A 14,024-nucleotide genomic window follows, 5' to 3' on the forward strand; every position below is an offset into this window, starting at 1 on the left:
TTCAGGCCGGTGAGTTGGAATCGCCCCCTGACCTGTCGCTGCGCGTCAGGCCCCCCGAGGGGGTGAGGAACACTTGGGGCGGCCCGGCGTGTTCCTCAGAGGGTTCCGGGCGTGCGCCGCGGCTGAACCGGCGCAGCGTCCAGCGTCGCAGGCGGTCGAGTTCGAGGTAGATCACCGGGGTGGTATAGAGGGTGAGCGCCTGGCTGACGATCAGCCCCCCGGCGATGGAGATGCCCAGCGGCTGGCGCAGCTCCGCGCCGTTGCCGGTGATGAAGGCCAGCGGCAAGGCCGTGCCCAGCGCGGCCAGCGTGGTCATCAGAATGGGGCGCAGCCGCAGCGTGGCCGCCTGATAGATGGCGTCGCGCGGGGTCATGCCGTGCTCGCGTTCGGCGCCGAGGGCGAAATCGACCATGAGAATGGCATTCTTTTTCACGATGCCGATGAGCAGGAACACGCCGATGAGCGCGATGATGGAAAATTCGGTATGCGTGAGCTGCAAGGCCAGCAGCGCGCCCAGCCCGGCCGGGGGCAGGGTGGACAGAATGGTGAGCGGATGCAGCGTGCTCTCATAGAGCATGCCCAGCACGATGTAGATGGCGAAGATGGCCGCCATGATGAACAGCGGCTCGTTTTTCAGCGTGTCCGAGAACAGTTGCGCCGTGCCCTGGAAACCGCCGTGAATCTCCGACGGCAGGCCGATGGCGGCCGTCGCCTCGTCAATCTTGGGCTGGATTTGGCTCAGCGTCACGCCTTTGTCGAGATTGAATGAAATGGTGGACGAGACGAACAAGCCCTGGTGGTTGACCGCCAGCGGGGTGTTGGTCAGTTCCTGATGCGCCAGCGCCGAGAGCGGCACGCGCTGGCCGTTGCTGCCGACGAGGTAAATATCGTTCAGCGCCTGGGCGTTGTTCTGGTAGCGCTGCGCGGCTTGCATCACCACGCGGTACTGGTTGAGCGGCCTGTAGATGGTGGAGATGAGCCGCTGGCCGAAGGCGTCGTTGAGGGTCTGGTCGATGGTCGAGACGGGAATGCCGTAGCGCGCCGCGGCGGCGCGGTCGATCACCAGCGAGAGCTGCAGGCCGCTTGCCTGCTGATCGCTGTTGACGTCGTTCAGGCCCGGAATGCGCTTGAACGCGGCCAGCACCTTGGGCTCCCATTCGCGCAGGGTGTTCAGGTCGGAGGCCTGCAGGGTGTATTCGTACAGCGCCGCCGAAGGCCGCCCGCCGGCGCGGATGTCCTGCACCGGGAACATGAAGGTCTGCGTGCCCGGCACGCTGGAGAGCGCGCGGCGCAGTTCGACGATGATGCTCTGCACGCCTTGTCGCTGATCGATGGGCTTGAGCTGCATGAACATGAAGGCGCTGTTGGCCGCGCCGCCGCCGGTGAACGCCACCACGTTTTGCATGCCCGGGTTCTTGCGCACGATGGCGACGATGCGCTCGAGCTTTTTGCTCATTTCCTGGAACGAGATCGACTGATCGGCCTGCACCGAGCCGATCAGCAGCCCGGTGTCCTGCATGGGGAAGAAGCCCTTGGGCACGACCTTGAACAGATACACCGTCAGCAAGGTGGTGGAGAAAAACAGCACCAGCATCAGCACCGGGTGGAGCAGCGCCCAGCGCAGGCTGCGGCCGTAGCTATGATGAATGTGGTTCCAGCCGCGTTCCAGCCGGGAAACCCGCGCTGCGGCCACAGGCGCGCTGTGCGCCTGTGGCCGCAGCCAGCGCGAGGCCAGCATGGGCGTGACGGTGAGCGAGACCAGCAGCGAAATGACTATGGCCACCGAGAGGGTCATGGCGAATTCGTGGAACAGCCGCCCGACGATGCCGCCCATGAACAGCACCGGGATGAACACCGCCACCAGCGAAATGCTCATCGACAGCACGGTGAAGCCCACTTCGCGCGCGCCCTTGAAAGCGGCGGCCAGCGGCGACAGCCCTTCCTCCACGTGGCGCATGATGTTTTCGAGCACCACGATGGCGTCGTCCACCACAAAGCCGGTGGCGACGATCAGCGCCATCAGCGAGAGGTTGTCCAGAGAATAATCGAGCAGCCACATGGCGGCGAAAGTGCCCACCAGCGACAGCGGCACGGCAATGGCCGGAATGAGGGTGGCGCGCCAGTCGCGCAGGAACAGCCAGACCACGCCGATCACCAGCAGCACCGAGAGGATCAGGGTGTTCTCCACTTCCTTCAGCGATGCGCGGATGGTGGTGGTGCGGTCGGTCATGATGGTGATGTCAATGGCCGCGGGAATAGAGGCCTTGAGCTGCGGCAGCGCCGCCTTCACCCCTTCGACCGCATCGATGATGTTCGCCCCAGGCTGGCGGTAGATGATGAGCTGCACCGAGGGCTGGCCGTTGGCCAGACCCATATTGCGGTCGTTCTGCAGGCCTTCGCTGACCTGCGCAATCTGGTCCAGCCGGATCGGCGCGCCGTCACGATAACCCACCACGATGTGCTGGTATTGCTGCGGCGTGCTGAGCTGGTCATTCGCGCCCACCTGCCAGCGGTGCGTGGCGCTGTCGATGGCGCCCTTCGGTCTATCCACATTGGCGTTGGCGATGGCCTGGCGCACCTGCTCCAGGCCCAGCCCCATGCCGTTGACGCGGGGCAGGTCGAGTTCCACCCGCACCGCAGGCAGCGCGGCGCCGCCCACGGTGACCGAGCCGATGCCCGCGATCTGAGAAATTTTCTGCGCCAGGATGGTCGAGCCCGCATCGAACATCTGCCCGCGCGACAGGCTCTTGGAGGTGAGCGACAGAATCATGATCGGCGCGTCTGCCGGGTTCATCTTCCTGTACGTGGGTCGGCCTGTCAGCCCGGACGGCAGCAGCGGAATGGCGGCATTGATCGCCGCCTGCACTTCGCGCGCGGCGTCGTCGATGTTTTTCGACAGATCGAACTGCAGGATGACGCGGCTCGACCCGAGCGAGCTGCTGGAAGTCATCTGCGAAATCCCGGCGATCGTGCCCAGGCTGCGCTCCAGCGGCGTGGCCACCGTGGCGGCCATGACCTCCGGGCTGGCCCCGGCCATATTGGCGTTGACCACGATGGTGGGAAAGTCCACCTGCGGCAGCGGCGACACCGGCAGCAGCCGGAAGGCGATCAGCCCCGCCAGCAGCACCGCCAGCGCCAGCAGCGTGGTGGCGATGGGGCGGCGGATGAACAGGGCGGAGGGGTTCATCGTTCACCTCCCCCACGAGTGGGGGAGGCCGGGAGGGGGAAGTGCCGCCGCCTCCATGCTGCCATCCGACTGCTCAGCCGGTCGAACGCCAGATAGATCACCGGCGTGGTGAACAGGGTGAGCACCTGCGATACCAGCAGGCCGCCGACGATGGCAATACCCAGCGGCTGGCGCAGCTCCGAGCCCATGCCTGTGCCCAGCGCCAGCGGCACCGCGCCGAACAGTGCGGCAAAGGTGGTCATCAGAATGGGGCGCAGCCGCAAGTGCGCGGCCTGCAGCATGGCTTCCTCCGGCGGCAGGCCCTGGTTGCGCTGCGCGTCCAGCGCGAAGTCCACCATCAGAATGGCGTTTTTCTGCACGATGCCAATCAGCAGAATAATGCCGATGATGGCGATCACCGTGAGGTTGTGGCCCGTGCCCATCAGCGCCAGCAGCGCGCCGATGCCGGCCGAGGGCAGGGTGGACAGAATGGTGATCGGGTGGATGTAGCTCTCATACAGCACGCCCAGCACGATATACATGGTGGCCACCGCGGCGAGCAGCAGCCAGAGTTGGTTGCTCAGCGCCGACTGAAAGGCGCTGGCCGAGCCCTGAAACGCAATGGTCACCGAGGCGGGCAGCGCCGACTGCCTGGCGGCCTGGTTGATCGCGTCGACCGCTTCGCCCAGCGACACGCCGGGTGCGAGCTGGAAGGAAATCAGCGCTGCCGGAAACTGGCCCAGATGGTCGATGGCCAGCGGCGTGGCGCGCGGCTCGATGGTGGCAAAGCTCGACAGCGGCACGGCCTGACCGTTACTGCCGGTGATGTACACATTGTTGAACGCGGTCAGACCTTGGTCGGGCTGTTTTTCCACGCCCAGCACCACACGGTACTGCGCCGACTGGGTGAAGATGGTCGAGATCAGCCGCTGGCCGAAGGCGTTGTACAGCGCGCTGTCGATCGCGCTCATGGTGATGCCCAGACGCGAGGCGGCGCTGCGGTCCACGTCCACATAGGCCTGCAAGCCCTGATCCTGCAGGTCGCTGGTCACGCCAGAGAGTTGCGGCAGCGCCTTCAAGCGGTCCATCAACGCGGTGTTGGCGCTGGAGAGCTGCGCGGCGCTGGTGGCCGACAGGCTGAATTGATAGGGATAGCGGGCGGCGATGTCGTTGATGGTCAGGTCTTGCACCGGCTGCAGAAAGGTTTCGATGCCCTCGACCTGCGCGGCGCGCGCGTTCAGCCGGTGGATGAGGGCCTGCACCCGCGGGCGCTGCTCCAGCGGCTTGAGGTCGATGAGCAGCCGCCCGGTGTTCATGGTGGTGTTCACCCCGTCGATGCCGATGACCGAGGACACCGAGGCCACCGCCGGATCTTCGAGCAGGGCATCGACCAGCGCCTGCTGGCGCGCGGCCATCGACAGGAACGACACGTCCTGCGGCGCCACCGTGGTGGCCTGGATCAGGCCGGTGTCCTGCACCGGAAAGAAGCCCTTGGGGATGAGCACATACAGCAGCACCGTGAGCGCCAGTGTGCCTGCAGCGAACAGCAGCACCAGCGGCTGATGCCCCAGCACCCAGCGCAGCGCGCGGGTGTAGCTTGCCGACAGCCGGTCGAAAAACGCGCCGGTGGCGCGGAACAGTCGGCCCTGTTTTTCCTCCGGCGTGTGCCGCAGCAGGCGGGCCGAGAGCATGGGCGTGAAGGTCAGCGACACCGCCGCCGAAATGACGATGGCCACCGCCAGGGTGATGGCGAACTCGCGGAACAGCCGCCCGACCACATCACCCATGAACAGCAGCGGAATGAGCACGGCGATGAGCGAAAAGGTCAGGGTGATGATGGTGAAGCCGATCTGCCCCGCGCCCTTGAGCGCGGCGGTGAGCGGGCGCTCGCCGGCCTCGATGTAGCGGGCGATGTTCTCGATCATCACAATGGCGTCGTCCACCACGAAGCCGGTGGCGATGGTCAGCGCCATGAGGGTGAGGGTGTTGATCGAAAAGCCGAACAGATACATCGCGCCGAAAGTGCCGACCAGCGCCAGCGGCACCGCGGTGGCCGGAATGAAGGTGGCGCGCACGCTGCGCAGGAAGATGAAGATCACCCCCACCACCAGCAGCACGGAGAGCAGCAGCTCGAACTGCACGTCGGCGATGGCCGCGCGGATGGTCACGGTGCGGTCCGACAGCACCGAGAGCTGCGCGGCGGCGGGCAGTTGCGTCTGCAGGCTGGGCAGCAGCTTGTGGATCGCATCGACCACGGCGATGACATTCGCCCCCGGCTGGCGCTGCACATTGATGACGATGCCCGGCTTGCCGTTGACCCGCGCGGCCTGCCAGGCGTTTTCGGCGCCGGTGCGGATGGTGGCGACGTCGCCCAGCCGCACCGGCGCGCCGCCGGAGTAGGCGACGATCATGTCGCGGTATTGCTGCGGCGACTGCAACTGGTCGTTGGCGTCGATGCTGAACGATTGCTGGCTGCCGCTGATGCTGCCCTTGGGGCTGTTGACGTTGGCCCCGGCAATCGCGGTGCGGATGCTGTCGAGCGTCAGCCCCAGCGCGGCCAGCGCCGGGCCGTTGACCGTCACGCGAATCGCCGGTTTGTGCCCGCCCGAGAGCGTGACCAGTCCCACGCCCGACACCTGCGACAGCTTCTGGCTCAGGCGCGTGTCGGCCAGGTCGTAGAGGGTGGTGAGCGGCAGCGTGGCCGAGGTCAGGCCGAGGGTGATGACGGGCGCGTCGGCCGGGTTGACCTTGGCGTAGATCGGCGGCTGCGGCAGGTCGGAGGGCAGCAGGTTGGTCGCGGCGTTGATGGCGGCCTGCACTTCCTGCTCGGCCACGCTGAGCGACAGCGACAGATCGAAGCGCAGGGTGATGACCGAGGCGCCGCCGGAACTCACCGACCACATCTGCGCCAGCCCGGGCATCTGGCCGAACTGCTGTTCCAGCGGGCCGGTGACAGACGAGGCCATCACATCCGGGCTGGCGCCGGGGTAGAGCGTGGTGACCTGGATGGTGGGGTAATCGACCTCCGGCAGCGCGGCCTGCGGCAGCAGCTTGTAGCCCACGAATCCGGCCACCAGCACCGCGATCATCAGCAGCGTGGTGGCGATGGGGCGCAGGATGAACGGCTGCGAGGGGCTGGGACGGTTTTCGGGCGACTTCCCCTCCCGACCTCCCCCGGCAAGTGGGGGAGGAGAAGACGGCGCTTCGCTATGCAAAGGACGCCCCTCCCGACCTCCCCCACTCGTGGGGGAGGGGTTTGCTCCCTCCCCACTTGCTGGGGAGGGTTGGGGTGGGGAGGGTTTGTCGTCGTGCGGCGCACTCATGCTCAGCGCGCTCCGCTGGCGGCTGCGGGCTTGCCCGCGCGCCCTGCGCCGGGGTGCGCAGCTTTCGCTTCGCCCTGCACAGACAGGGGCTGCACCACTTTCACTTCACGCCCGTCGCGCAGCCGGTCCAGGCCGTCGGTGACAACGCGCTCACCCGCCTTCAGGCCGCTGACGATCTGCGTGAGGTTGTCAAACGCCACCCCGGTTTTCACCGCCCGCATCTTCACCTTGTTGTCCGGCCCGATGACATACACATAAGTGCCGGGCGCGCCCACGGCCACGGCCGTCGTCGGCACGACCATCGCATCGGCAAGGGTGCGCACCAGCAGCCGCACGTTGACGAACTGATTGGGGAACAGCGCCAGCTTCCTGTTGGCGAACTCGGCGCGCAGATCGAGCGTGCCCGTCGTGCTGTTGATCTGGTTGTCGGCAGCGACCAGCTTGCCGGTTTCGAGCAACTGGGTGTTGCGCGCATCCCAGGCCTGCGTTTCGAGCTGCTTGCCCGCCATGAGTTGGCTGACCACTTCGCCGATCTGCTGCTGCGGCAGCGCGAAGGTCACGTCCACCGGCTGCACCTGCGCGATGGTGGCGATGGGCGTGGGCGAGCTGGCGCTGCTGCTGGTGTTGCTGCCGACGGCGCCCGAAGTCGTCACCATATTGCCGGCATCCACCGGGCGCAGGCCGGCGAGTCCGCTCACCGGTGCGGTGATGCGCGTCCAGCTCAGTTGCAGCCGGGCGTTGTCGAGCGCGGCCTTGTTGGCATCGAGCGTGGCCTTGAGCTGGGCCACGGTGGCGCGCTGGTCGCTGACCTGCTGCGCCGAAATCGAATCCTGTTGGAGCAGGGTTTCATAGCGCAGTAAATCGCTTTGCGCGCCGGCGAGCTGCGCCTGCGTCTGCTCCACCTGCGCCTGCGCCTGTTCCACCGCGATGCGAAACGGGCGCGGGTCGATCTGCGCGAGCAACTGCCCCGCCTTCACCCTCTGCCCCTGCTTGTAGTCCACGCTCTGCAGCAGCCCGGCCACGCGCGGCATCACGTTCACATAGCTGCGCGGCGTGACCGTGCCTAAAGCGGTGAGCCACACCGGCACCGCTTGCGTTTTGACGGTGGACGCGGTGACTGGCTGCGGCGGCATCTGCCCGCGTTCCATGCCGCCCTTGCCGCGCATCTGCGCCTGCGCCGGGTGCTCGCCACCCACCAAGGCCAGGCCGCCCGCGGCCAGCAGGGCCACGCCAGCCCCTGCCCACAGCCAGCGGCGAGCGGCGGAAGCAGGGCGGTTCGTTTTGTTGGAGGGGGAAGGCGTATTCATGGGAGGGAAACCGGAATGAACGGCGCAGACGAGGCGGTCGCGCAGGCGAGGACGAACGCGGCGATGAAAGCGAACGGTCCCACATCCTGCCAGCGCGACATGAAAGCCGTGTGCAGGCGATGTGAAGAAGTATGTCGCTGCTTCAATCCTTGGGCAGGCGCTGGTGATTCCAGTACACCTCGGTGCTGGCGGCGTCACCCGCGCGGTTGAGCGTGCGCGCCAGCACGAACAGCAGGTCGGACAGGCGGTTGAGATACTGCAGCAACTCGGGGCGCAGCAGCGTGGCCGCTTGCGCCTCGCCCGCCTGCGCGACCTCGCATGACACCGCCACCACCGAGCGCTCGGCGCGCCGCGCCACCGTGCGGCACACATGAGCCTGCGAAGCGGTTTGCGAGCCTCCGGGCAGTATGAATTCGGCCAGCGGTGGCAGCCTGGCGTTGTAGTCTTTCAGCGCCTCGTCGAGCGCGGCCACCTGCTCGGTCTTGAACAGCGCCATGCCCGGCACCGACAGCTCGCCGCCGAGATCGAACAGATCGTGCTGCACCTTTGACAGCAGCGTGTCGATGGCCTGCGGCAGTCCCAGACTGCGCAGCAGCCCGAGATGCGAGTTCAGCTCATCGACATCGCCCAGCGCCTGAATGCGAGCGGCCGATTTCAGACAGCGCGAGCCGTCCCCCAGCCCGGTGGTGCCCGCGTCGCCGGTGCGGGTGGATATGGCGGTGAGGCGGTAGCCCATTGGTTTTCTCCTTTTCTTTGCCAACGGCGTATTCTTGCCGAATCGATATAGGCTGCGCTGCCACACGGTCTGTCCCATGAACGCCCCGACCATCCCGCAAATTCTCTCCCGCCCGGCGCCCGAGGCGCTGTTGCATGCCCTGGCCGCACGCTTCGGCGCGCAGCTCTCGACCGCGCTGGCCGTGCGCGAGCAGCACGGGCGCGATGAATCGCCCTTCGACGTGCCGCCGCCCGCGGCCGTGGTGTTCTGCGAAAGTACGCAGGACGTGGCCGATGCGGTGAAGCTGGCCGCCGCGCACGACTATCCGGTCATCGCCTTCGGCGCGGGCTCCTCGCTCGAAGGCCAGTTGCTCGCGGTGCAGGGCGGCATCAGCCTCGACCTCACCCGCATGAACCGCGTGCTCGACGTGGCCGCCGCCGACATGCTCGTCACCGTGCAGGCCGGGGTCACGCGGCTGCAGTTGAACGACGAACTGCGCCACACCGGCCTGTTCTTCCCCATCGATCCCGGCGCCGACGCCACCATCGGCGGCATGGCCGCCACGCGCGCCTCGGGCACCAACGCCGTGCGTTACGGCACCATGCGCGAGAACGTGCTGGCGCTCACCGTGGTGCTGGCCGACGGCCGCATCATTCGCACCGGCACGCAGGCGCGCAAGAGCAGCGCGGGCTACGACCTCACCCGCCTGATGGTGGGCAGCGAGGGCACGCTGGGCATCATCACCGAAATCATCCTGCGCCTGTATCCGCAGCCCGAGGCCGTCGCGGCGGCGGTGTGTTTCTTCCCCGATGTGGCGCACGCGGTGGACTGCACCATCGCCATCATCCAGGCGGGCATCCCCATTGCGCGGGTGGAACTGATGGACGCGGGCGCGGTGCGCGCCGTCAACGCCCACGACCACCTCGGCCTGCCCGAGCAGCCGCTGCTGCTGATGGAATTTCACGGCTCGCCCGCCGGGGTGCGCGAGCAGGCCGAAACCGTGCAGGCCATCGCCGCAGACTATGCCGGCTCCGATTTCGCCTGGGCCGACACCCCCGAAGAGCGCAGCAAGCTGTGGAAGGCGCGACATCACGCCTACCTTTCCGCGCTGCAAATGAAACCCGGCGCCCGCTGCGTCACCACCGACACCTGTGTGCCCATTTCGCGTCTGGCCGAGAGCATCAACGACACCCTCAAAGAGGCCGACCAAGCCGGTCTGCCCTATTTCGTCGTCGGCCATGTGGGCGATGGCAACTATCACATCGGCTACCTCATCGACCCGGCCAAACCTGAAGAACGCGAACTCGCCGAGCGCCTCAACGCCCAACTCGTGCGCCGCGCACTCAAGCTCGGCGGCACCTGCAGCGGCGAGCATGGCATCGGCCTGCACAAGCAGGATTTTCTGCGCGAGGAAGCCGGCGACGACGCGCTCGACGTCATGCGCGCCATCAAGCAGGCGCTCGACCCGAAGGGCATCCTCAATCCGGGGAAGATTTTTTCGTGAGGGCATAGCGATCCGCCATGTTCACCTACCTCATGCTCGGCAGCAACGATCTCATTCGGGCGGCAGCGTTCTACGACCCGGTGCTGGCCACGCTCGGCCATGCGCGATGCGTGACGGAAGACGACGATCCCAGCCATGAAATCGGCTGGGGCCGCTATGCAGACGAAGGGCGGGTGGAACTGGCGCTGTGGCTGTGCAAGCCCTTCGACGGTCGGCCCGCCACCGTGGGCAACGGCAGCATGATCGCGCTGGCCGCCAGCAGTCGGGCGCAAGTCGATGCCTTTCACGCTGCAGCCCTCGCGCACGGCGGCAGCAGCGAGGGGGCGCCGGGGTTGCGCCCGCACTACGGCCCCGACTTCTACGCCGCCTACGTGCGCGACCCCGACGGCAACAAGCTCGCCGCCGTGTGCCGCGCAGTGTCGTAGGGAGGAAAATAGGGGTCAGGTCTAGCTTCGTAGCATTTGATGCATCGATGCTAGGAGCCTGTCGGACTTGGGGCGTCGATAGCGAAAAACAGCTCCGGCGAGGACAGTTTTTGCAGATTTCGCCGGGCAATAGTCCAACTATTGCCCAAGACCAGCCCGCAGGGCGCCACGAAGTGGCGGTCCCGAGCGCAGCGAGGGATGGGCCAGAGGCCCACAAAGCGGTGAAAAATGGACCGGCGAGGCCGTTTTGCAGCCGACGATCCTCAAGTCCGGCAGGCTCCTAGACCTGCCCCAGGTCCCGACCTCGGCTGGGACGTCCAACACGTGTTTACTGCGCGTACAAATCGAAGAAAGTCCGCGCGGCCACGGTGCAGAACGGGCGTTCGTCGGTGTGGTAGTTCTCCATCGCGTAGGCAGCGGCCTGCGCCGCCGTGTAGCCCTGCGCTTCTGCGGCCTGCACCACGCCTTGCTGATAGGCGATGAAGCCGGCTTGCACCGTGCTCGCCACAGCCTGCAGGGTCTGCTGTTGCGCGGCGTTCAGGCCAAAGCGGGTCAGGCCGTTGCTGTAGGTGCCGGGGCTGCCCTGGTTGTCCAGATCGAGGGTGGCGAAGCGCAGGCCGGGGTCGGTGGTCTGGGCCTTGTTCATCAGCGTGGCGGTCATGGCGCCGGCGTCCTGGTTCCAGAACACCTCGGGGTCTTGATCGCCGCCGCACATCAGCAGCGGCATGCTCGGGGTGTAGTCGCGCAGATCGTTGGCCAGCAGGATTTGGCGCAGAGGGTCTTGCGGATTGCTCGCCGGAGTCGGTGCGGTGGTGGTGAAGTTGGGGGCGGAACCATCGACCGGGGCGGCGCCGTCGGGATGGGCGAGCACGTCGGCCACGTATTGCGCGCGGTAGGCGGTGCTGATGAGGTAGTGGGTCGGATCGAAGCCCAGCGGGCCGAGCGGCCAGCCTTCGCCCAGATCGTTGAGCGTGGCGTTGCCGGTGGGCGGCGACTGGAACACCGCGGTGTAGGGAATCTTCCCGGCCTGCACCAGTTGGCCGAACTGGGCAAAACCATAGGGGCCGGGGAACAGCGTCGGCGCGTCTTTGTACAGCGGGTTGAACAAGGCGGCAAGATCGATCTGCGGCGAACCGGTGGGCAGGTGCGCGTAGGAGTTGATCACCAGCGGCAGGTAGGCGGTGCCGCCGACGTTGGGGTGGCCGAGCAAGATTTCATCGCTGATGGCGAGCATGCCGTAAGGCCCCGACATCGGCGCCCCCGCCGTGGCCGGACGACCCTGCGCGTCGAGCCTGGCCAGGGTAGCCATCGCCACGAAACCGCCCTGCGAATAGCCGGTGACGAAAAGCTTGCCGTTGTCGCTGACGGGCAGGCCCAGTTGCATCAACGCCTGCCGCGCGGCGGTGAGGCTGTCGATCATGTCCTGCGATTGCTGCTGTTTGTTGAGGTAGGGCGCGTAGGGCAGGGGCGAGGTGTCATAGCCGGCGTAGTTGGGCGCCACGACGATGTCGCCCTGCGCGGCGAAGATCATCGCAATGCGCGACGCCGTGCCGAAGGCCGGATTGTTCGGGTCGCCGAGTGCGGCGAGGTCGCGGTTCTTGCTCAGCGCGGTGCCGTGGGCATAGAGCACGATGGGCCTGGCGCCCTGGCACTGCGCGGTGTTTCCGCTGGGAATCATCAGCGCGCCGGTGGCGGTGGTCGGTTCGTTTTCGCCGCCGACGGTGGCATAGGTGTATTTGTAGACCGTGACGCCGCACGCTGGCGCGCCGATGAGTTGCTGCACGCCGCTGGGGTAGCGCCCCATCCAGGCGCTCGACGTGGCCATGGTGCCGGTCGAGATCGCTGCCGTGGGGGTGGCGCTGGCCGACACCAGGGTATCGGCCGTGCCGGTGGTGGGGACTGGCGCTCCGCCGTCGCCGCCGCAGGCGGCCAGGATCAAGGCGCCGGAGCTGATGGCAAGCGCCGTCTTCAATGAAAAGCTGTGCATGTCTGTCTCCTGATCTTGCCGGGTTGCGGCCTTTTCGGGCGAGAATCGAACGCCCGTGCTTTTCTAAGAATTCACGGATTGCCGAGCGCGCGTCAATCTGGATTACAAAAGGTTTCAAAACGGTTTGAATCAACGGGCCGACAGACCCTTTGGCTCTGACAATTCACAAATCCCATACAGAGAGATCGGGCCTATGCTTGCCCTTTGGTTTTCACACATACAAGACTGCACACCATGTCGCATCATTTCGTTGTACTGGGCGCGGGGTTTGCCGCGCTCACCGCAGCGCGCACGCTGCGCGCCAAGTCGCCGCAGGCGCGCATCACCCTGGTGGCGCCCAAGGCCGAGTTCGTCTATCTGCCCAGCCTGATCTGGGTGCCCACGGGGGTGCGCAAGAGCAGCGATCTGGTCATCGACCTCGGGCCGTTCCTGCAGAAAAGCAAGATCGACTTCATCGCCGCCGAAGTCACCGGCCTGCAGGACGGCGGGCGCACCGTGCTGACCACCGCCGGGCCGGTGGAGAACGACGGGCTGATCATCGCCACCGGCGGGCGCTTCATCAAGAAGCTGCCGGGCATCGAACATGCCATTGCACTGTGCGAGGGCGTGGCGGCGGCGGAAAAAATCCGCGAGCGCCTGCTGGCGCTGGACAGTGGGCGCATCGCCTGCGGTTTTGGCGGCAACCCGCAGGAACCTTCGGCGGCGCGCGGCGGGCCGATGTTCGAGCTGCTGTTCGGCATCGACACCTGGCTGCGCCGCCAGCGCAAGCGCGACAAGGTGGAACTGGTGTTTTTCAACGCCTCAGAAACGCCGGGCCAGCGCCTGGGCGAGCGCGCGGTGACGGGCCTGCTCTCGCACATGGCCAAGCGCCGCATCGACACCCATCTGGGCCACAAGCCGCTGCGCATGTCGCCCGAGGGGGTGGAGACCGAGGGCGGGATGGTCAGGGCCGATCTCATCCTGTTCATGCCGGGCATGACCGGGCCGGGGTGGACGCACAACTCGGAGCTGCCGCGCTCACCCGGCGGCTTCATCCAGGCAGATGAACACTGCGCCGTGCCGGGGTTCGAGCGCGTGTTCGTCGCCGGAGATGCGGGCAGCTATCCCGGCCCGGACTGGCTGCCCAAGCAGGCGCACATGGCCGATCTGCAGGCCAAGGCCGCCGCCGAGAATCTGCTGCTGGCGATGCAGGGCCAGCCCGCGCAGCATGTGCCCAAGGCTGAGCTGGTGTGCATCGTCGATACGGTGGACAGCGGCATTCTGGTGTTCCGCGACCACAAAAAGACCTTCGTGCTGCCGCCCTCGCGCGCCTTCACCTGGGCCAAGCGCTGGTTCGAGGGCAAATATCTCAAGGATTACCGCGCGGCTTGAGCGGCGCTACCGGAGTGACCCCACCCCAACCCGTCCAAGGGCTGGCTGGCAGGCCAGCCCCGTTTCGGCGGGGCAAAGCCAAGCAGTTGGCTTTGCCTGACCGCCTCCACCCCCAGCAAGTGGAGAGGGAGCTAAAAACTCCTCCCCCACTTGCTGGGGGAGGTTGGGAGGGGCGCATCCTTGAGGCGGCTGGGCGGCGAGGGGTGTTGCCTTGGCGTGCGAACCC

Annotated in this window: 8 protein-coding genes; 3 read left to right on the forward strand and 5 right to left on the reverse strand. The window is 66.7% G+C overall.

Annotated features, from left to right (window positions below; all coding sequences use genetic code 11):
• Nucleotide 1 precedes the first annotated feature (1 nt).
• From RBR52_RS03225 to RBR52_RS03240, 4 genes are all read right to left on the reverse strand, one after another.
• Nucleotides 2–3,187 carry an efflux RND transporter permease subunit gene (locus RBR52_RS03225; protein WP_320375747.1) on the reverse strand — a complete coding sequence of 1,062 codons (3,186 nt, stop codon included), beginning with the start codon at nt 3,185–3,187 and terminating at the stop codon, nt 2–4.
• Nucleotides 3,184–6,489 carry a multidrug efflux RND transporter permease subunit gene (locus tag RBR52_RS03230; protein WP_320375748.1) on the reverse strand — a complete coding sequence of 1,102 codons (3,306 nt, stop codon included), beginning with the start codon at nt 6,487–6,489 and terminating at the stop codon, nt 3,184–3,186. The genes RBR52_RS03225 and RBR52_RS03230 overlap by 4 nt, the downstream gene beginning before the upstream one ends.
• A gap of 2 nt (nt 6,490–6,491) precedes the next feature.
• Nucleotides 6,492–7,796, reverse strand: coding sequence for an efflux RND transporter periplasmic adaptor subunit (locus tag RBR52_RS03235; RefSeq protein ID WP_320375749.1), 1,305 nt, complete (start codon nt 7,794–7,796; stop codon nt 6,492–6,494).
• A 142-nt stretch (nt 7,797–7,938) separates the two neighbouring features.
• Nucleotides 7,939–8,532, reverse strand: a complete 594-nt coding sequence (locus tag RBR52_RS03240; RefSeq protein WP_320375750.1) for a cob(I)yrinic acid a,c-diamide adenosyltransferase — start codon at nt 8,530–8,532, stop codon at nt 7,939–7,941.
• A gap of 76 nt (nt 8,533–8,608) precedes the next feature.
• On the opposite strand from RBR52_RS03240, the gene RBR52_RS03245 reads away from it, so the two are divergent.
• Together RBR52_RS03245 and RBR52_RS03250 are read left to right on the forward strand one after the other, a co-directional pair.
• Nucleotides 8,609–10,015, forward strand: coding sequence for an FAD-binding oxidoreductase (locus tag RBR52_RS03245; protein WP_320375751.1), 1,407 nt, complete (start codon nt 8,609–8,611; stop codon nt 10,013–10,015).
• A 17-nt stretch (nt 10,016–10,032) separates the two neighbouring features.
• Nucleotides 10,033–10,440 (forward strand): VOC family protein, encoded by a 408-nt coding sequence (locus tag RBR52_RS03250; protein WP_320375752.1) that lies wholly within the window; start codon nt 10,033–10,035, stop codon nt 10,438–10,440.
• A 328-nt stretch (nt 10,441–10,768) separates the two neighbouring features.
• Here RBR52_RS03250 and RBR52_RS03255 read toward each other — a convergent pair whose 3' ends face one another.
• Complete coding sequence (locus tag RBR52_RS03255) at nt 10,769–12,427, reverse strand: alpha/beta hydrolase family protein (protein ID WP_320375753.1); 1,659 nt, start codon at nt 12,425–12,427, stop codon at nt 10,769–10,771.
• 234 nt (nt 12,428–12,661) lie between these two features.
• Between RBR52_RS03255 and RBR52_RS03260 the strand changes: the two genes are divergently transcribed.
• Nucleotides 12,662–13,798: an NAD(P)/FAD-dependent oxidoreductase gene (locus RBR52_RS03260; RefSeq protein ID WP_320375754.1), complete on the forward strand. Its 1,137-nt coding sequence runs from the start codon at nt 12,662–12,664 to the stop codon at nt 13,796–13,798.
• The last annotated feature ends 226 nt before the right edge of the window (nt 13,799–14,024 follow it).

The organism is Thiomonas sp. (assembly GCF_034007205.1).
Taxonomy (GTDB): Bacteria; Pseudomonadota; Gammaproteobacteria; order Burkholderiales; family Burkholderiaceae_C; genus Thiomonas.

Bases quoted from the DNA above. Each gene is read 5' to 3' on its own strand.
- RBR52_RS03225 (WP_320375747.1), bottom strand. From the start codon at position 3,187: ATGAACCCCTCCGCCCTGTTCATCCGCCGCCCCATCGCCACCACGCTG.
- RBR52_RS03230 (WP_320375748.1), bottom strand. From the start codon at position 6,489: ATGAGTGCGCCGCACGACGACAAACCCTCCCCACCCCAACCCTCCCCA.
- RBR52_RS03235 (WP_320375749.1), bottom strand. From the start codon at position 7,796: ATGAATACGCCTTCCCCCTCCAACAAAACGAACCGCCCTGCTTCCGCC.
- RBR52_RS03240 (WP_320375750.1), bottom strand. From the start codon at position 8,532: ATGGGCTACCGCCTCACCGCCATATCCACCCGCACCGGCGACGCGGGC.
- RBR52_RS03245 (WP_320375751.1), top strand. From the start codon at position 8,609: ATGAACGCCCCGACCATCCCGCAAATTCTCTCCCGCCCGGCGCCCGAG.
- RBR52_RS03250 (WP_320375752.1), top strand. From the start codon at position 10,033: ATGTTCACCTACCTCATGCTCGGCAGCAACGATCTCATTCGGGCGGCA.
- RBR52_RS03255 (WP_320375753.1), bottom strand. From the start codon at position 12,427: ATGCACAGCTTTTCATTGAAGACGGCGCTTGCCATCAGCTCCGGCGCC.
- RBR52_RS03260 (WP_320375754.1), top strand. From the start codon at position 12,662: ATGTCGCATCATTTCGTTGTACTGGGCGCGGGGTTTGCCGCGCTCACC.